Here is an 18,428-nt window from a genome sequence, read left to right on the forward strand (position 1 = left end):
ATGGTAAAGCCGTTAACGGAAAGGAACCGGTTGCGATGAACTCTTCGCGAAGTGCAGGCAAATCTCCCCATGTTTCACAAGAGATAAAGAAGCCCGTCCGGCAGACGGCGAGTCCGGTCACTGCATCTTCCTTGAATACGCCATCCGGTATTTTACAGCTGCAAAGCATCGTCGGCAACCGACTGGCGCTGCAGTACTTGCAGGATGCCTCTAACCACAGCATACCTGGCGGTCCCGTTGTCCAACGTTATTTTGAAGTTGATTCCGGCAATCTGGCCGGTTATGTTCAAGAACAAAAAAATAAGCAGAACCTTTCGAACATGCAGGTGAAAGCAGAATCCATAGAGCCGTTCACGACGGTCGGCTTCGAGCATGAATTTGCCCAGACCGAAGAAGAGACGCTTTCGGGAATTTCACATCTGGAGCTTGCCCATTCCACGGAGAAGATGCCCTATACGGATTTGCCGTTCATCCTGGAGACCGATGCTTTCGACGCATTGGAGCTGGTCAGTCCGCCTTTTCTCATGCGAACAATGGGGAGCAACAGTCCGATTCCGGATCCGCGCGACGTTGAACGGGTTGATACGATCATACGGAATTCGTTGTCGGGACTGATCAGCGGTAACCCCACTCTGGAAAAATTGACCGGCGATTTCAAGTCCGTCGGACTTTCGTTTGCTCTGCAGGATGCAGAGGTGCAGCCGAAACATTTATCCCACCGCAGCGCAGGGCTTTATGACAAGAACAGCAACAAGGTAAAAGCCCAAAAGCTGAAACAAATCACAGTCAAAAAGTCGACGAAGGGAGGGGGCATCACCACACAGGTCAACTTTGCTACGGATGCCGAAACATTTGTCAAAATGCAAAATTTGGACAAACAAGACGAAAACGATTCAGCAGTGCAGAACAATACCGGCGAACCTAAGAAAACTGCGATCGAGCAAATATTCTCGGAGTTGGACAAGCAATTGATGCAGCTGATCTCCGAGCACATAAGCGACAAGACGGGCAATTTATCCATCTTTATTCCGATTATGGCCCGAACTTTAAGCGGCCAGTTTGCCGTTCCGTCCATCGGGTACATCAAGAGCAAGCAGGAGGAACTGTTTGCAAGCAAAAAGAAACAGCAGGAAAATATCGGAAGTCGGAAAGGCCCGTCCCGGAAGCCGTTTATTTTCAGCGCCGCGGCATCCAGTGCTGTCAAGGATACGAACGGCGTGTGGATCAAAGATACGCTGATGAATATCGGGCTTGGTATTTTGCAAACGGCGGATTGGAAGCATGTGCACAATCTCGTTAGAGACCCCGGTTTCCGAAGCAAAATCGATCAATTATCCCTGCCATCATATGAACGAATTAAAGGGTTTGAAGGGTTCGATCAGGAGGGGAACGCGCACATCCAAAATAACTTGCGGCAGGCCAAAGTCGGCATCATGGAAGCATTGGAAATTATCGCTCATCAAATCGAGCATGATATCCTGAAGGAGGAACCGGCCAGCTTTCTCGGTCCTGAGAAATCGATTCCGTTCATGAGCCACGAACCCACATTTATCGGACCGCGTCAGGATACTTACATAGCCCCTGCCGAAAAGGTACAAATCCCTTATTGGCAGCAGAAAGGCAAGCGGCTTCACGTCGTGGAAACGCGGGATGACAACATAGAATCTTTGTACAAGCTGGCCCAGACGACTCCGGAATACAAGGTGGAACTCGAGACAAAGATAAAAGAGCTGCAGGAGCTGACAGCACTCCTGGAAAAACCCGGATATGAAGGCAACCAGGTGCTTATGATGGAGCGGCTTATGCTGCAAAATGAAATTATGAACCTCATGCGTATCGGCAAATAGGCAGTGAGCTTGCGAGAAAACTTAAGAGAGGAGGCACCGGACCAAAATGTCAGAACAAACCGTGTTCCGTTAAGTCCGCGGTCCGCCGTCCATAAAGTAGGTCATCCTATTTTCCTGGATTAAAGGAGCGATGCCTATGGATGGACTCGACATCACCATCAGAAAATTGACTGCGGAAGATCGGTCGCTGCCGATCGATATTGACGATACTTTTACCGTGAATTCGACCATGGTCCTATCTTTAAAGGATAATCAAATCGGATATACCTTAAGAGAAATCCCGGCTTACGAGAAAAGCTACGCAGCCAAAGATTCGGAAGAAACCGGGGACATGGGCAGTTCCGAATATATCGATCATCCGGATCGGGCGATTTATGCAGCGTTTGCGAGCAATCGGGCAATAGGCCAAATCGTTTTAAAACGAAACTGGAACCAATATGCCTACGTAGAAGATATCAAGGTAGACAAACAATTCAGAGGGCATGGAGTTGGCCGCAGGCTCATCGAACAGGCCAAGCTTTGGGCGCAGGGATACGGAATGCCCGGTATCATGCTGGAGACGCAAAGCAATAACGTCAAGGCGTGCCGATTTTACGAAAGCTGCGGGTTTGTGATCGGCGGCTTTGATTCCTACCTCTACAAAGGCATTCACAGGCAGAGCGACGAAATTGCGCTTTACTGGTATTTGTTGTTTGACTAACCGCTGATTCGGAAGGATGGAGGGACGGCAGTGAAGAAAATGTTGAATCATTTGTAACGCAGCTGCTGTAATGCTTGTCGGGTTCGCGGACCTCCTGACGCCACATTCTTAACTTAATTCAAAATAGAATGTGGAGGTTGGAAAAAATATGCGTAACGAACAAGAGGTGCTGGCGCAGCTCGTGCAGTTTGCGGAGCAGGATGCGAATATCCGGTGTGTTATCATCAACGGCTCGCGAATGAATCCGAATGCCCCGAAAGATTTTATGCAGGATTATGATGTGGATTTTTACATGGCCGATTTGAAAAACCATCCGTATAACGCAGATAGAAGCTGGATCGACGGGTTCGGCGAACAGGTGGTCGTGCAGTACGAATATTTCGAGGACGGTTCTTCCATTTACATGATGCAGTTCGAAGATAGCGTCCGAATCGATCTCAGTTTTAAAGATATCCGAAATATTCAGGAAGTGTATGACGATTCGTTATGCAAGGTGCTGCTCGATAAAGACAACTTGAACCTGAATTTGCCCGAGCCCAGCGACCGCTCCTATCTGATCAAGCGGCCTTCCAAGGAGCTTTGGGATCTTCACATCGTCGAATTGTGGTGGCTGCAGGTGTACATTGCGAAAGAGCTGTGGCGGGACGAAATACCGAGGGTGAAAACCCTTTACGATCAATATTTCATGGAATCGCTGCGCTATCTTTTGGAGTGGCATATAGGCATTAACCATGATTGGAATGTGAACACGGGAAGTACCGGGAAATGGTTCAAACGGTTTCTGGAGCCCGATATTTACGACGAGTATATTTCTTTGTACGTCGGCGCGGACCCGGAAGAGCAGTGGAACAAGCTTTTTCAGGCCGGAACGTTTATTCGTAAAATCGGCATACCGCTTGCGGGCCGTCTTGGGTTCGAATACCCGCACGAAGAGGACCGCCGCGTCACGGCTTATATCGAAAAGGTAAGGAAGCTGCCTCTGGATGCGCAGTCTTTGGAAGGTTAGGCGGCATAAGCCGGGATGATCGGCATATAAAGAGAGCGGTTGTTTTTCCGTTGGGGAGTAAAGCGGGGAAACAGCCGCTTTTCCTTTTTGCCGCCGGAAGCTTTGGGAGTAGACAAACGGAAGTCGGTTAACGCATAATGAAGAAGCCTGTTCGGCAATCAAATAAATTTTATATTGGAGTGAAAAAAATGATTCAACGCACCGTACTTCTCAAGTTTGCAGAAACGACCACGCAGGAGCAGCTCCAAGAAGTCATTAGCCGCTATAAAGCATTAAAAGACGTGTTACCCGGAATCGTGGAGATTCATGCGGGTCTCAACATCGCAGAAAGAAGCAAGGAATATCAAGTCGTCCTGATGGCACGATTTGAAAATCAGGCCGCATTGGATGCATACACCGTAAACGAGCAGCACCAGGCCGTTGCCGCCTTCATTCGCGAGGTGGGCAGACTGGACAGCATCGGCGTGGATATTGAGATTTAATAGCACCCCTTTCTTAATCGGAGCATAGTCTAAGGAGTATTCGATTAAGAAAGGGGTTCCTTTATGTATTCCTGTCAGGAAATTTCTCCGACCCGGGCAGCCGAATCTTTAAGTGAAAGGAAAGACATACACGATGAATGTCTTTCTGGATGACACCCGTCCGAATCCGCCCGGATTCAAATTGGCCAGAACGGCTGCGGAGGCCATTCAATATTTGAAAACCGGGAAGGTGAGCGTTCTTTCGCTCGATTTTGATCTGGGCACATTGCCTGTAACAGGATACGATGTAGTTAGATATATCGTTGAAAATCACATATACCCGAAACAAATCATCATCCATTCGGCCAATCCGTTCGGAAGGCAGAAGATGCTGGGATTACTTTTGAAGCACAAGCCGGCATCGGTTAAAGTGTCCGTCAGTCCGCTTCCCTGGATTTAATCCGAAGTGCGCTCCGGGTGGATGTAATAATTTCCCTAAATCCGTGGAATAATACGCCGGAATAGTTTTTTTGGGGGAGGTATTGCACCCATTGACAAATATATTGGAATCAGTTGCGCATTTATTTAAGACACTTGTCGATAATCAACCCGAGCCTCCCATAAACGTGGGCGAAGTGATGGATTTATGGAAATACTTAGCTTATATAGAGGAAGCTATCGTTCTGGAACAAATCGGAAGAAATACAACAACGGACGCGGATCTTCTTAAATTGCTCGATGAAGCCGTTGCCATTTGCAGTTCCCAATCGGAACGAATAAAAAAGGTCATGGAAGTGGCAGGCATACCGATTCCTGCATCGCCGGGGGATAAACCGAGGTCGGAAGCCGGGGCTGTTCCAATGGGAGCGAAAATGAATGACGACGAAATTGCGAACATTCTTGCCGCGAAGCTTCTCCTGGTCTCTAAGGAATGCTGCCGGAGTATGATGGAAGCGGTTCGGTCCGATATCGGTTTGATGTGGGCTAACCTGCTATACGAACAAGCGAAGTTTGGAGCCATTCTAAAGGAAAAAATGCGGGAACGAGGGTGGCTCAAATCTCCGCCGCCTTACCATCCGCCGGGCGTTCCGAGGCAATAAAGGGATTTCGCCATAAGATTAAAATAGAGCATTACACGATAAACGTACTGCGGAGGTACGTTTATTTTATTGTGTAGCTATGAGGCTATCAGCTTGTTTGATGGTAATTAGCGATTGGTATAATAACAAAAATCATCCAAAGAAGGTGATGACATACAGTAAACTTCATGCAGAGGAAGTGGCTGTAATCAAACCGATGCAAGATGCTCAAGAAGCCCTGAAGGAACTTGAATACACTCATATCGATTTTGGCAGGATTGGTGAATACTCAAGTATCCATGGCTTGATTGGTTTAGATATGTTGATTCCGGGGAAATTCATAATTGATTTATCAAACTTGCAGTTAAATTCAACAAATAAAAGCAAGCCGTAGCCTGAATCAGTGACAGTGCTAGGCTTATTTTTTTGAAACAGTAACCATGTTATCGTCAACGAAGAACACAACCCTTTGGGTACTCGCTATTTTTGAGATGTGGTTCCCTAAATTTGGCACATGGTCGCCTGAATCAAGCCACACTGTTCAAGAAGATCGTGAGTCACTCGGATGATTGTTCTCCGCCTGCTTTAATTAACGTTGGTAGATGATAGTTTTGTTATGGTGCAGTGCTAAAGAATAACGCCTGATGGAGGTAAGTGGTGTACAGACCAAAGGACGCTTCCTATAACAAAGAAATAGATAAAGATTTGGAGCAACATTCATATTTTCATAGAGTGCTGTCTTCGAAATTCAGGTTAATATAAACAATCCGCGGTAGGTGGTAACGTGCTGTGGACGGAAGTACGGGAAATGTGGATATGGAACCGTAATCCGAGTAAAAAAGGTTTCCTTGATCATAATGAGGTTAAAAATTATACTTTAGATAAGTACAGAGTTACAGGCAAAGATTCAAAGGAAAAATTCTCTATATTAACATTAACCTTTCAGTTAAATCAATTGCTTATGTTGATCAATAATCCAATACAATTCCCTCATCTTGCCTATGTGGAGATGTTCAACAGCCTACATGGGGATAAGCGATAGGGGATAAAATCATGAGGTGCGAACCTGAAGCTCACATGAATTCCACAGGGATTCGCACCGCGCCTCAGATCAAGGATTTTTGCATGTTTAGGCGAATAAATTGACAGATTTTCGGAATAGCGAAGCCGATTCGCACTTTTAGGCTCTGCAAGCCTTGACCTGCAAGGCTTGATACGTGTCGCAGTCGCTCCTCGTGTAGGAGCGTGGATTGAAATAACAGCACGGCTCCTAAGACGGATTGCTCAGCCGTCGTCGCTCCTCGTGTAGGAGCGTGGATTGAAATAACTCGAAATAGAGAAGGTCATAAAAGAATCCGATCGTCGCTCCTCGTGTAGGAGCGTGGATTGAAATAGACCGGCGAATTTTGAAAAATACCTGAACCAGAGTCGCTCCTCGTGTAGGAGCGTGGATTGAAATGACTGTAGCGTCCGCATTTGTCGCAAAAAGTACTGTCGCTCCTCGTGTAGGAGCGTGGATTGAAATGCCGTAGCTGTCGTCTCCAGTATCGACGAGCGAGACGGTCGCTCCTCGTGTAGGAGCGTGGATTGAAATAGCAGATCGTGCGTACCGTCGATGAGCAAAAGCCGGTCGCTCCTCGTGTAGGAGCGTGGATTGAAATGAATCCGTAGGTATACCGCCATACGACAAGCAGTCGCTCCTCGTGTAGGAGCGTGGATTGAAATCTTTGGCGCGTAGCATCTTTAAGTATTGTTCCAGATCGTCGCTCCTCGTGTAGGAGCGTGGATTGAAATCCCCCGGACACTACCTCCAGCACATTCCTTTCGGTCGCTCCTCGTGTAGGAGCGTGGATTGAAATTCGCCGCCAAAGAGCTCGAAGATGCTTTTAAAGACGTCGCTCCTCGTGTAGGAGCGTGGATTGAAATCACTCCTATTGTTTTATTTTTTAAGCATTTTGCTGGTCGCTCCTCGTGTAGGAGCGTGGATTGAAATCCTGCGTTACCCCATTTGTATACCATAACATTAGTCGCTCCTCGTGTAGGAGCGTGGATTGAAATGTCGGGAACGATGTGGCAAAAGCGTTGGACTATGCGTCGCTCCTCGTGTAGGAGCGTGGATTGAAATCGGCATTCAGAGGGTTATTGAACTGCTTAATGCCGTCGCTCCTCGTGTAGGAGCGTGGATTGAAATAACTGCTTATCCGAATGGAACAACGGCAGAATCAGTCGCTCCTCGTGTAGGAGCGTGGATTGAAATCAATATGTAATGCTAGCGTTACATTAATGTAATGTCGCTCCTCGTGTAGGAGCGTGGATTGAAATGCGCGCAGACAGTGATGCAAATCCAACTGCTCGGGTCGCTCCTCGTGTAGGAGCGTGGATTGAAATGCTTCGAGCGCGGCAAACATCGTCAAGAACAACGTCGCTCCTCGTGTAGGAGCGTGGATTGAAATGGATCGATACCGTCCGGTACGCGCCAGCCATTGGCCGGTCGCTCCTCGTGTAGGAGCGTGGATTGAAATTCATTCGACTAGGAAAGGAGGCGAAACCTTGCTATTGTCGCTCCTCGTGTAGGAGCGTGGATTGAAATAATATCTCGGCCAAGGCGATATTAACATCGTCCTTAGTCGCTCCTCGTGTAGGAGCGTGGATTGAAATTCGGCTCTTGCTTTGATCTCGGTATTTCGCGATTGAGTCGCTCCTCGTGTAGGAGCGTGGATTGAAATCCCAACGACTTTGCTTTGGTCTGTGTCTTCGAGAGTCGCTCCTCGTGTAGGAGCGTGGATTGAAATCTCGCGAGTCATCGGACCCTTTTCCTTGCCGAGGTCGCTCCTCGTGTAGGAGCGTGGATTGAAATAAACGATCGCGGACGCAGACGATATCCGGCGCTAGTCGCTCCTCGTGTAGGAGCGTGGATTGAAATCCGCAGATGATTTATACCAGTGGGAAGATGTAGTGGTCGCTCCTCGTGTAGGAGCGTGGATTGAAATCATACTGAACGCTGACCCCTTGGCCATTTGCTCCGTCGCTCCTCGTGTAGGAGCGTGGATTGAAATGTGTTGTTCTTGACGATGTTTGCCGCGCTCGAAGCGTCGCTCCTCGTGTAGGAGCGTGGATTGAAATCATGTAAACGTGGTCTAATTGTCCAGACTTTAACGCGTCGCTCCTCGTGTAGGAGCGTGGATTGAAATTCGCCGTACCGCTTGCGACCGTAACGTCCGCGTCCGTCGTCGCTCCTCGTGTAGGAGCGTGGATTGAAATGTCACTCCTTTATTGCTTGTATACTTCGAGTTGATCGTCGCTCCTCGTGTAGGAGCGTGGATTGAAATATCATCCGACAAGTAATAATTTAATCATCGCGCGTCGCTCCTCGTGTAGGAGCGTGGATTGAAATGTATATTGACGCATAAAATGGCGTAGTGAAGCGGTCGCTCCTCGTGTAGGAGCGTGGATTGAAATATCTGCGAAATTATTCTAAAATTAGCGGACCCGGGTCGCTCCTCGTGTAGGAGCGTGGATTGAAATTTCGTGACGACGGTACGCTATGGCTGAACCTGGGTCGCTCCTCGTGTAGGAGCGTGGATTGAAATAGACAAAAATAAAAAGCCTGGGAAGTAGGTAAGTCGTCGCTCCTCGTGTAGGAGCGTGGATTGAAATTAATAAACATAAAAAGCGATTATTTCCCGGCCTTTGTCGCTCCTCGTGTAGGAGCGTGGATTGAAATCAGGCTGGGATACCCGGCCTGGCGGCTTAATAATGTCGCTCCTCGTGTAGGAGCGTGGATTGAAATGTACCTTTACGAAGCCGCTGGCGTTGATTTTGGCCGTCGCTCCTCGTGTAGGAGCGTGGATTGAAATAACGGCCCCCAGGTCGAGAATATCGACGCTTATAGTCGCTCCTCGTGTAGGAGCGTGGATTGAAATAAGACCGGATGGTCGCAAGTGCTCGAATTGCTGTGTCGCTCCTCGTGTAGGAGCGTGGATTGAAATTGGCTACCCAAGTGGTAGGTGGATCGTTTCCAGAGTCGCTCCTCGTGTAGGAGCGTGGATTGAAATAGATGGGGTACGGCGAACGCGAAGGACAGCAACCGTCGCTCCTCGTGTAGGAGCGTGGATTGAAATCGTCGATGGTTATCGATGAGACGCATCCCGAGGGTCGCTCCTCGTGTAGGAGCGTGGATTGAAATGTCCGAATCCAGGAAATAGATGGTGTTGCTGTCAGTCGCTCCTCGTGTAGGAGCGTGGATTGAAATGTGACTAACCCAGTATATTGCGGAAAATTACGCTGGTCGCTCCTCGTGTAGGAGCGTGGATTGAAATGAGTGAAGACGGGGTCAATCTCCGGCTGGAAATGCAGTCGCTCCTCGTGTAGGAGCGTGGATTGAAATGATAGATCAAGATTGTTCAGGGAAATCGATCGGCGTCGCTCCTCGTGTAGGAGCGTGGATTGAAATACGAATAGTTCTGGAGCTCAAACGGGAACGATGGTGTCGCTCCTCGTGTAGGAGCGTGGATTGAAATAGCATGTTAGCGATCAAAATGAGGGCGGAGTCACGTCGCTCCTCGTGTAGGAGCGTGGATTGAAATGTCAGCAGCCAAATACATACAAAAATCGGAAATCCGTCGCTCCTCGTGTAGGAGCGTGGATTGAAATAGCCGATATGGGATTGGATCAATCAACACGGATATAGTCGCTCCTCGTGTAGGAGCGTGGATTGAAATTTGGAGCGTTTGGTGCGCCGCTGACGATCATTTGTCGCTCCTCGTGTAGGAGCGTGGATTGAAAACTCGAATTTTAATCCTCAATTTTGAAAGTATATCTCTTTGAAAACGTGAAAAGAGCTCCGAATCTTTGGTAGAATGGTCTTTGTCGAAAACACATCACCCAAAGAGAGGAGCACCTTTAAGGTGAAGTCTACCAGAGAAATTTCAAAAATCAAGTGTGAATTTTCGCTACAAAATGCAACGAATGTTGCCGGGAGCAAGATTTTCCTAGAATACCTGGAACGCATCCAGCTTTCGCAGGCTCTTACACAGCTATCCGCTTTGGAACAATCCAACTCTCTGTTTCCCATTCACCGGATTCTTCTGTACCTGATCATCGGGTGGATGCTGGGCTGCCAACGGATTTTTCACTTTCGGACTCTACAGAAGTATAGCTTAATTCGCCGGTTCCTTGGAGGGCGTTGTCCTCACCATTATTTACTTTAATAGGAATTGGTTCGGTTTGGATGGACGAAGTTCGTGATGGTGAATGAGATGAAGCAATTGAACATCCAGATCTTATCGCCTTGTCTTCCAACCTCTATCATCTTAGACTTGGATTCTATAGTGGAGACGGTTTATGGCCATCAAGAAGGCGCGGCTGTTGGCGTAAACTCGCACAAGCGCGGCCGTAAGATTTCAGGAGCGAAAGGTGACACCGGTATTTATTCTCGATGAAATGCAAATGGCCAAGGATGTGTTCCTCAGCGATTTGAATCTGCTGTTTAATTTTTACATGGATTTGTCGAACCTGTTCCTTCTACTTCTATGTGGCCTGCCTTACCTTAGGGACCGGCTCACGCTCAACCACAACCGCCCGCTGGCACAACGACTCCTGCTGTCCCACCAGGTAGAGCCGCTGACCAAGGACGAAGTGAAAGAGTACGTCGTCCACCATATGAACCTCGCGGGTGCCAAAAACCCGATTTTCATGGATGCCGCCATGGAGGCTCTCGCCGTGAGTACTAAGGGATATCCCCGGCTGGTGAACAAACTTGCCGTTCGTGCGCTTTGCACGGTTTCCAGCGCAAGGCGGAACAGATTGACGCCGATCTGATCCGCATCGCGGCTACGGAGTACGGGATGTGATGACGATGACGCCAAAGAGTCGAGACGGTCGCATCCTGTACAATACACGATTCGAATACTGGGAAATCTGGGACGCCTACCCCCGTCCAGCAGTCGTGCAATGCGGAGAATCCTTTGAGATGAAGGTAGGGGACGACTTTCTGCCCTGCCGAATCGAACTGGATTCCGAATGGGTGGTTTACTTTCATAACACCCGGTTCCACCTTCATCCGAGCGTGAGTTACTGGATTCGGGTGCGATAGATGGAGTATACCGTGATCTTGTCTGATGGACAAGTCCCCTCGGCAGCCAGAAGAACCTTGGCTGCTTATTTATGGAAAAAACCTGCTGCCGAAATGCCGTGATTATGTGCAAATCCAGCGCCGGTCATGCTGAATTATTATGAAAAACTCTAGAAAATGGCCCCTGTTGTTGCGGCTGTAATTTGCAAAAGTAGTGCCGGATTAATTTGCGAATTCACAGTTGAAAAATGAATCAATCCCGTTCACTTAAGAGAAAATAAGATAAAAGAGGTTGCCCACCTGCTTAACGAGAAATCATTAAGTAGGTGGGTTCATAAATAAAATATGCTAATTAATTAGTATATTGATTAGTAAACAACATTCATACGAATAATAGGCTGCATCTATTTAACTCTAGGACCAGCCTATTTTTGTTTGCATCAAACATTCACTCGTCAAGGGGTGAAGGAATTTTTGAACTGTATGTTTTTCTTTTTTTTGGTTATGCTAAGCTTGATATATCAAAAAAATCCAGAAATCTAGGAGGTGGTGCCCCATGACAACGAACAGCGCACACAATGACTAGCCAATGAGAAGAAAGATTTAACTGACAAAACGAGATGAGAAATCAAGTTTTCTAATACATAGACATCGACGATCATTACGTGGCTGAATTTACATATCCAATTTTATGCCTTTATTTAGTATTGCACTGATTACTTGTCTTAAAAATGCTTCAACCGTTGCTATAACAAGATTACAAAACTCTTTTTCTATTTCGATACCGTATTCACCTGCTTCAGGTTCATACAGCCTGATATGTGGGGAGAAAGATTTTAATGATATTATAAGTTGTTTATGTTGAGTAGAGTAGATTCTATCTCCATTATCATGAACAAAGAAATTGCGGATATCATTAAGTGATTTTATTTCTCTCCATAATGAAGTTTGAAATGGTGACTCAATATGAACGACTTTACTTAAATACACAGCAGCTCGTTCAATTCCTGCTCCCTTTATATCTTTTACAGATAAAGTAAGATTTTTATTTTCTTTAATTTTATTGCAGAGATTATTAAGCTCGACTTCTAAGTATGAATAAATGCTTATAAATAATGATTTTCTCAAAATTGGTGGGTAAGAATATTTAAGGTGAAATACTTCAGAATCATCAAGGGAGGTTCTTAGGGTCTCTTTTTTTGTCTCTGGAGCATTGGCTATTAGTTCTTCTATTCCTTGTTCGATAGAGATAGTTTCTTCTTCAATTAATTTTTCTAACTTTAATACGTACTCCTTATATGTTTCAAGTTTAAAAAGAAAAATGAAAAAGTGAATATCTTGTTTCATATGATCCTCATAATAATCAGGATTTTCAAAATACACAATTTTCACCTCTCTCTATATGAGTATTTATTTGATTATAGAGAATAAACAAATATTTGGAAAGAGAATTACATATTTGAATTCTGAGGGCCAATATTCTATTCTTGCGACTTTCCCCGCCCGTTTGGGTATAATAACCATAAGCTTTATTTAATCCAAATCCCAAAAACCAAGGAGGTGGTGCCCCATGACAACGAACAGCAAACCCAATAGATTAGCCAAGGAAAAGTCACCGTACTTGCTGCAGCACGCATACAATCCGGTGGACTGGTTCCCATGGTCCGATGAGGCTTTTGAATTCGCCAAGCGCGAAAACAAGCCCATCTTTTTATCTATTGGGTATTCGTAGTGGCTTAAGCCGACTTGCCATTGGTGCCACGTCATGGAGCGCGAGTCGTTCGAGGACGTGGAAGTAGCCGAGCTGTTAAACCGCGACTTTGTGTCGATCAAGGTGGATCGCGAGGAGCGGCCGGACGTAGATAATTTGTACATGACCGTTTGCCAGGCGATGACGGGGCAGGGGGGATGGCCGCTGACCATCGTCATGACGCCGGATAAGAAGCCGTTTTTTGCGGGTACCTATTTCCCGAAAGGGAGGAAATACCGGCGGCCCGGGCTGATGGACATTTTGCCGCAGCTTGCGGACAAATGGAAAGAGGATCAAGAGCGGGTGAGCCAAATCGGCACGCAGGTGATTGAAGAGACGCAGAAGCAAATGTTGTCCAACTTGGAGGGAGAAATCTCCGAGGAGACGCTGCATCGCGCCTACCGGATGTATGAGAGCATATTCGATGCCCAGTACGGAGGGTTCGGCGATGCTCCCAAGTTTCCGACTTCACATAATGTGTCGTATTTGCTGCGTTACTACAAGCGGACCGGCAATGAAAAGGCGCTGCAGATGGCGGAAAAAACGTTGGACGCGATGTACCGCGGCGGCATGTACGACCATGTCGGGTTCGGGTTCGCCCGCTACTCGACGGATGAGAAGTGGCTTGTTCCGCATTTTGAAAAAATGCTGTACGACAATGCGCTGCTTGCGATGACGTACATTGAGGCTTATCAGTTGACGGGTAAAGGGCGGTACGCCGATGTGGCGGAGCAAATTTTTACCTATGTGCTGCGGGATATGACGGATCCGGAAGGCGGATTTTATTCGGCGGAGGATGCCGATTCCGAAGGGGAAGAGGGCAAGTTCTACGTCTGGACGCCGGATGAGGTCAAACAGGTGTTGGGCGAGGATGACGGCGATCTGTATTGCCAAGCTTTCGATATTACCGAGCACGGCAATTTCGAAGGGCACAGCATCCCGAACCTGATCGGCGCCTCCTTGGATTCGTTTGCACAGCGCAAGGGACAGGAGCCGGCTGCCGTGAAGTTGCGGCTGGAGGAGGCTCGCCGCAAGCTCTTTGAGCATCGGGAAACTCGGGTTCATCCCCATAAGGACGATAAAATTTTGACGTCATGGAACGGTCTGATGATCATGGCGCTCGCCAAGGCGGCGAAGGCGCTGCAGAAGCCGGGTTATGCGGAAGCGGCGGCCAAGGCGGTCAGCTTTATCACGACGAAGCTGAGGCGCCCGGACGGACGTCTGCTTGCGCGTTACCGCGACGGCGATGCGGCGTTTCCGGCTTATCTCGACGATTATGCGTTTCTCGTATGGGGGCTGATCGAGCTGTACGAGGCGACGTTCGACATCGGCCATTTGAGACTGGCGCTGGAACTGAACGACGATATGATTCGGCTGTTCTGGGACGATGAGAAGGGCGGTTTCTTCTTCTACGGCGAAGATGCGGAGCAGCTGTTTACGCGGCCCAAGGAGATCTACGACGGTGCGATGCCGTCCGGCAACTCCGCCGCGGCGCTCAACTTGCTGCGGCTGGCGAAATACGCCTACCGGGCGGACTTGTCGCAGAAGGCGGATGAGCAGCTGCAGGCGTTCGCCGGTTCGGTGGAGCGCTACCCGGCGGGACATGCGTTGTTCCTGATCGCGCTCGATTTCGCGTACGGGCCGACGAAGGAAATCGTAATCGCCGGAGATCCGGCCAGGGAGGATACGCAGGCGATGATCCGTACCGTGCAGCGTAAATTTTTGCCGAACGCCATTGCGATCTTGAATCCTTCCCAGCCGGCGGACGATAGCGTTACACAAACCATTCCGCTCGTTCAGGACAAAGTCGCGCTCGGTGGGCGGGCAACCGCGTATGTGTGCGAAAACTACGCGTGCCACGCGCCGACGGACGAACTGGAGGAGCTGGAAGCTTTGGAATAAAACGATCAGACATTTTGTAGGGCCATTTGACCAAAGAAAGAGCGCCGCAACTTTAACCGGTTGCGGCGCTTGTTTGCATGTACAACTGACGTTTTACTTCTTCTGGATCATCGTCTTCCACAGCTCCGCCGGATCGTAGCCGAGGCGCCATGCGGCGACGCCGGCCAAATCGTATTTCTTGGCGATATCGAGGCGGGCATTGACGGTGTCTTCGTTTTCCTGCCAGAACACGAATTTATAACCGTCTTCGCTGTATTCAACGCGGTATTGGTTAAATCGGCTGTCCCAGGTCAGCGTGGCCTTTTTGCTGCTGATCAGGTTCGGAATGTCTTTCAAAAGTACGGCGCGGTTGCTGTCCAGGTTGCCGCTGGCGTCGATTTTCCATACGCGCACGTAGAAAGGAATCCCCATAATGAGCTTATCCCGCGGAATCCCGTAAGACAGAAACTCCTGAACCCCTTCTTCAACCCACTGCAGACCGGCGACCGAGCCCGGTTCCTTGCTGCCCGAGTAATGTTGGTCATAAGTCATGGTGACGATGTAATCGACGATTTCAGCCAGCTTTTCGTGGTCGAAGGCGGTTTGGGCGTTCCACTTCACGCTGCCGCGCGGCAGGTCGATCGAGACGACCAATCCTTGCCCATGGGCGGCGTCGGTCAAGCTTTTTATAAACGCAGTAAATGCGCTCCGGTCTTTGCCGCTCAAGTTTTCAAAATCGATGTTCAGCCCGTTCACGCCAAGCTCGGACGCCCGTTTCACAAGCGCCTGAATAAACTTGTTCTGCGCGTCCTTATTGGCCAGGAACTGCGAGGTCAGCGCCGAATCGAACTGGTTGCTGACGAGCGGGTGAACGGCGATGCCTTGGCTTTTCAACCACGCGACCGTATCCTTGTTCGACTTGTCGGTTAACGTGCCGGAGCTGTCCGCAAGTTCGAAGTAAGTAGGCGAGTCGACGTCGAGGCCGGTTGTATTGTTCACATGCGCGCGGATCGTCGCGTCAGTGGAATTGCCGTTCCATCCCCAAAACTGCAGCTTGCGGTAATTGTCCCAAATTTTCGTGCCGTCCAGCAGTCGGATCGAAGCGTTGCTGTAACCCATCGCGTAAGACAGCGCATCCGGAATCGTATTGAAATCGTTGATCAAATTGTCGCTTTGATACACTTGATAATAAGGATAATTATTCCAAATGCCATAGCTGCCCGGAGCAGCCGATCTTGACGAGTCCACGACTTTGGCGTGCGCCCATTGTTTGGCGTAGCTGATCGCATCGTCCGGATTCAGAAATGAATCGAGTAAAGTATCATTCTGATACACCTTGTACGATTTCACATTCGAAAAAACGACCTGTCCGTTTTTCTCCAAATTAACGACCGTGGAGTCTCCCCAGCTCAAGCTTTCGTTCACGGCATCCTCGAGAGTGGCGAATTTCCAGTCCTCGCTCGTATATGTACCTTGGTACACTTGATAGATTTTGAGGCCGGAGGAGCGCGCGCTTTGTTTGGCGTCTGCCGGGATATTGTCCCAAACCCAGCGGTGATCCTTCAGGTCGATGATGTGGGAGCTACCCCATTTGCGGGCTTCCGCCATCGCTTGCGCGAGTGTCGCGAACTCCCAGTTGTCGAGCGTAATATCTCCTTGATATACCCGGTATTTCGGGTAATTATTCCATACCCAGCCGCCGGATTGCAGATCGCGGATGCTGGCACGCGTCCAATTGGCGGCCTCCCGCATCGCCTGATCGAGGGTGGCGAATTCCCAGTCGGAGCTGCTGTAGTCGTTCTGGTACAGCTTATATCGGGGGTAATTATCCCAGAGCCATTTGCGCGTGGCAATTTCCTCGACGTGACTCGAGCGGAACGATTTGGCATAACTTTCCGCTTTCTTGTAATCTGAAGTTTCCAGCAGGATCTTATCGTCCTGAAATACGCGATATTTGCTTGTTTTATCGGCAGCGAGTGCCGTTCCCGAAGCTGACGACATCAAGAGTGCAAGAAGGGACAAGCCTGCTATCGCTTTCTTATGTATCATGTATCACGCCTCTTTCCTATAATCTATTCTATTAAACGCGTTTTCCGCGAAATAGTTGCGATAGACTTATAGAAAGAAGAGGCAAAAAAACCACCTTCCGTTAGGAAAGTGGTGGAAACCCAGCAAATATTGGTTAAATTGCGTGATTAACGCGATTTTTTGTCTTAAACGATGTCTGCGACGATTTCGTCTTCGAGCTTCAGCTGAATTTGATCGCGAAATATGCGAAGTCCCTGCTCGGTAAAAAGATACCGCTCAATTGCTTCGAGCATATTGGCCGCAACCAGAATCTGGCTTCGTCCTTGAACGAACACTTCGGCGGAAAAACCGTAATCGTCGTCGTATTTCAGCTCGACCTCGACTTCCTCGGGCCGAACCTGTTTGCGCTGCGCCATGTTCAAACAGATGGCGTTCACGATGTCCTGCTCATAAAGCCGCATATGTCAGCACCCCGTTTTCGCGAAAGCTTGGATTAATATCGGCGTGCTTCGTTCATTTTTTTGCGGTCGCGGAAGTACACGAACAGCTTGCGGATGAGAACGACGACAACCACGATCGCCAGCACGTTGACGATGAAGCCGAGCAGGTTGCCGAGGAAGCCCATGCCTCCGAACAAACCGCCGAACAGCATGCCGGCAAGACCGCCGATCAGCAATCCCTTCATCAGACCGCCGCTGAAAAATCCGCGGTTTTGCGTGGGCGCGTTTGTCGTGGAGCCCGGCGTTTTATTGGCGGATGTCGTAGCATCGGGTTTCGTCACATTGTTCGTCGGCGCCTCGGATTTGCTAGGCGTGCTCGGGCTGTAGCTTCGCTTTGGCGACGAATAGCTTTTGGCGTCAACGGTCGCTGCCGGTGCGGCTACTGTGAAAACAAGTGTCGCTGCCAACATGAGAGCTGCAAATTTTTTTAGCATGTTTCATTCCTCCGGTATATACTGAATTTATGTGATTCACATTTCTATACGTAATATGTAGGCATTGGTTTCAGTTTTGATCGCTTCTTGTTAAAATATACGTTGCAAGTCTAAAGCATAACGTAAATGAGGTCATCCGAATGACAACTTATCCCGAAGCTTATATCGATTATCTGGTTTATTTTCACGCCGAGCGCGATTTTTTCGAATGCCATGAGGTGATGGAAGAATATTGGAAGCAGCACCGCGAAGATCCGTTAAGCCGTGCCTATGTGGGACTGATTCAGGTAGCGGTGGGGATGTACCATCATCGGCGCAGAAATATAACGGGGGCAGTTAAAATGCTGGAAAGCGCGGTAAAGCTGCTCACGGATGAAGATATGCAGGAGCTGGGGATCGAAGCGGCAAGCTTCAAGGAGGCGCTGCTGGAGAGGATCAATCAGCTCCGCACGGCCCCGGATGCGGCTTATGCCGATATCGACATTCCGCTGCGGGACGAGCAGCTGCGGCGGCTTTGCCTCCAGCGTTGCGAGCGGCATAAGCTGCAGTGGGGGGCGCCGAGCAATATGGAAGATGGCTATTTGATCCACAAGCATTCGCTGCGGGACCGGTCCGAAGTGATCGAAGCGCGGGCGGAGCAATTGAAAATGCAGCAAAAGAGGGGTTAAT

Annotated in this window: 14 protein-coding genes, 2 pseudogenes and 1 CRISPR repeat array; of the genes and pseudogenes, 12 read left to right on the forward strand and 4 right to left on the reverse strand. The window is 48.8% G+C overall.

Going from position 1 to position 18,428, the window contains the following annotated elements:
* Positions 1-35 precede the first annotated feature (35 nt).
* The 10 genes and pseudogenes from MYS68_RS09070 (at position 36) to MYS68_RS39060 (ending at position 11,187) form a co-directional block, all read left to right on the forward strand.
* The gene (locus tag MYS68_RS09070; protein ID WP_248925527.1) at positions 36-1,847 is read left to right on the forward strand and encodes a hypothetical protein; all 1,812 of its coding nucleotides are present in this window, start codon (positions 36-38) and stop codon (positions 1,845-1,847) included.
* 136 nt (positions 1,848-1,983) lie between these two features.
* Positions 1,984-2,547, forward strand: a complete 564-nt coding sequence (locus MYS68_RS09075; RefSeq protein ID WP_248925528.1) for a GNAT family N-acetyltransferase — start codon at positions 1,984-1,986, stop codon at positions 2,545-2,547.
* A gap of 148 nt (positions 2,548-2,695) precedes the next feature.
* The gene (locus MYS68_RS09080) at positions 2,696-3,553 is read left to right on the forward strand and encodes an aminoglycoside 6-adenylyltransferase (protein ID WP_248925529.1); all 858 of its coding nucleotides are present in this window, start codon (positions 2,696-2,698) and stop codon (positions 3,551-3,553) included.
* A gap of 188 nt (positions 3,554-3,741) precedes the next feature.
* The gene (locus tag MYS68_RS09085; protein ID WP_248925530.1) at positions 3,742-4,035 is read left to right on the forward strand and encodes a Dabb family protein; all 294 of its coding nucleotides are present in this window, start codon (positions 3,742-3,744) and stop codon (positions 4,033-4,035) included.
* 133 nt (positions 4,036-4,168) lie between these two features.
* On the forward strand, positions 4,169-4,474 hold the full coding sequence (locus tag MYS68_RS09090; protein ID WP_248925531.1) for a cyclic-phosphate processing receiver domain-containing protein: 306 nt from the start codon (positions 4,169-4,171) through the stop codon (positions 4,472-4,474).
* A gap of 91 nt (positions 4,475-4,565) precedes the next feature.
* Positions 4,566-5,114 carry a DUF3231 family protein gene (locus tag MYS68_RS09095; RefSeq protein ID WP_248925532.1) on the forward strand — a complete coding sequence of 183 codons (549 nt, stop codon included), beginning with the start codon at positions 4,566-4,568 and terminating at the stop codon, positions 5,112-5,114.
* A 97-nt stretch (positions 5,115-5,211) separates the two neighbouring features.
* Positions 5,212-5,487 (forward strand): hypothetical protein, encoded by a 276-nt coding sequence (locus MYS68_RS09100; RefSeq protein WP_248925533.1) that lies wholly within the window; start codon positions 5,212-5,214, stop codon positions 5,485-5,487.
* An 831-nt stretch (positions 5,488-6,318) separates the two neighbouring features.
* Positions 6,319-9,879: a CRISPR direct-repeat array (repeat unit 32 nt; unit sequence GTCGCTCCTCGTGTAGGAGCGTGGATTGAAAT).
* 121 nt (positions 9,880-10,000) lie between these two features.
* Positions 10,001-10,492, forward strand: a pseudogene (locus MYS68_RS39055) (transposase family protein); the annotation flags it as partial.
* A 16-nt stretch (positions 10,493-10,508) separates the two neighbouring features.
* A complete protein-coding gene (locus MYS68_RS09105) occupies positions 10,509-10,913 on the forward strand; it encodes a hypothetical protein (protein WP_248925534.1) in 405 nt (134 codons plus the stop codon).
* 37 nt (positions 10,914-10,950) lie between these two features.
* Positions 10,951-11,187 carry a DUF5348 domain-containing protein gene (locus tag MYS68_RS39060; protein ID WP_420852210.1) on the forward strand — a complete coding sequence of 79 codons (237 nt, stop codon included), beginning with the start codon at positions 10,951-10,953 and terminating at the stop codon, positions 11,185-11,187.
* A 654-nt stretch (positions 11,188-11,841) separates the two neighbouring features.
* On the opposite strand, the gene MYS68_RS09110 is transcribed toward MYS68_RS39060, so the two are convergent.
* Complete coding sequence (locus tag MYS68_RS09110) at positions 11,842-12,513, reverse strand: hypothetical protein (RefSeq protein WP_248925535.1); 672 nt, start codon at positions 12,511-12,513, stop codon at positions 11,842-11,844.
* 223 nt (positions 12,514-12,736) lie between these two features.
* Between MYS68_RS09110 and MYS68_RS09115 the strand changes: the two are divergent.
* Positions 12,737-14,818 (forward strand): annotated as a pseudogene (locus MYS68_RS09115) (thioredoxin domain-containing protein).
* Between the two features lie 93 nt (positions 14,819-14,911).
* On the opposite strand, the gene MYS68_RS09120 reads toward MYS68_RS09115, so the two are convergent.
* The 3 genes from MYS68_RS09120 to MYS68_RS09130 all read right to left on the reverse strand — a co-directional run bounded on the left by MYS68_RS09120 (position 14,912) and on the right by MYS68_RS09130 (position 17,759).
* Entirely contained in the window at positions 14,912-16,846 is a 1,935-nt protein-coding gene (locus MYS68_RS09120) for a glycosyl hydrolase family 18 protein (protein ID WP_248925536.1), read from the reverse strand.
* Positions 16,847-17,010: 164 nt separating this feature from the next.
* On the reverse strand, positions 17,011-17,286 hold the full coding sequence (locus MYS68_RS09125; protein WP_248925537.1) for a YxcD family protein: 276 nt from the start codon (positions 17,284-17,286) through the stop codon (positions 17,011-17,013).
* Between the two features lie 32 nt (positions 17,287-17,318).
* Positions 17,319-17,759, reverse strand: coding sequence for a hypothetical protein (locus tag MYS68_RS09130; RefSeq protein ID WP_248925538.1), 441 nt, complete (start codon positions 17,757-17,759; stop codon positions 17,319-17,321).
* A 140-nt stretch (positions 17,760-17,899) separates the two neighbouring features.
* Between MYS68_RS09130 and MYS68_RS09135 the strand changes: the two genes are divergently transcribed.
* On the forward strand, positions 17,900-18,427 hold the full coding sequence (locus tag MYS68_RS09135; RefSeq protein ID WP_248925539.1) for a DUF309 domain-containing protein: 528 nt from the start codon (positions 17,900-17,902) through the stop codon (positions 18,425-18,427).
* Position 18,428: the final 1 nt, after the last annotated feature.

Source organism: Paenibacillus hamazuiensis (assembly GCF_023276405.1).
Lineage (GTDB): Bacteria > Bacillota > Bacilli > Paenibacillales > NBRC-103111 > Paenibacillus_AF > Paenibacillus_AF hamazuiensis.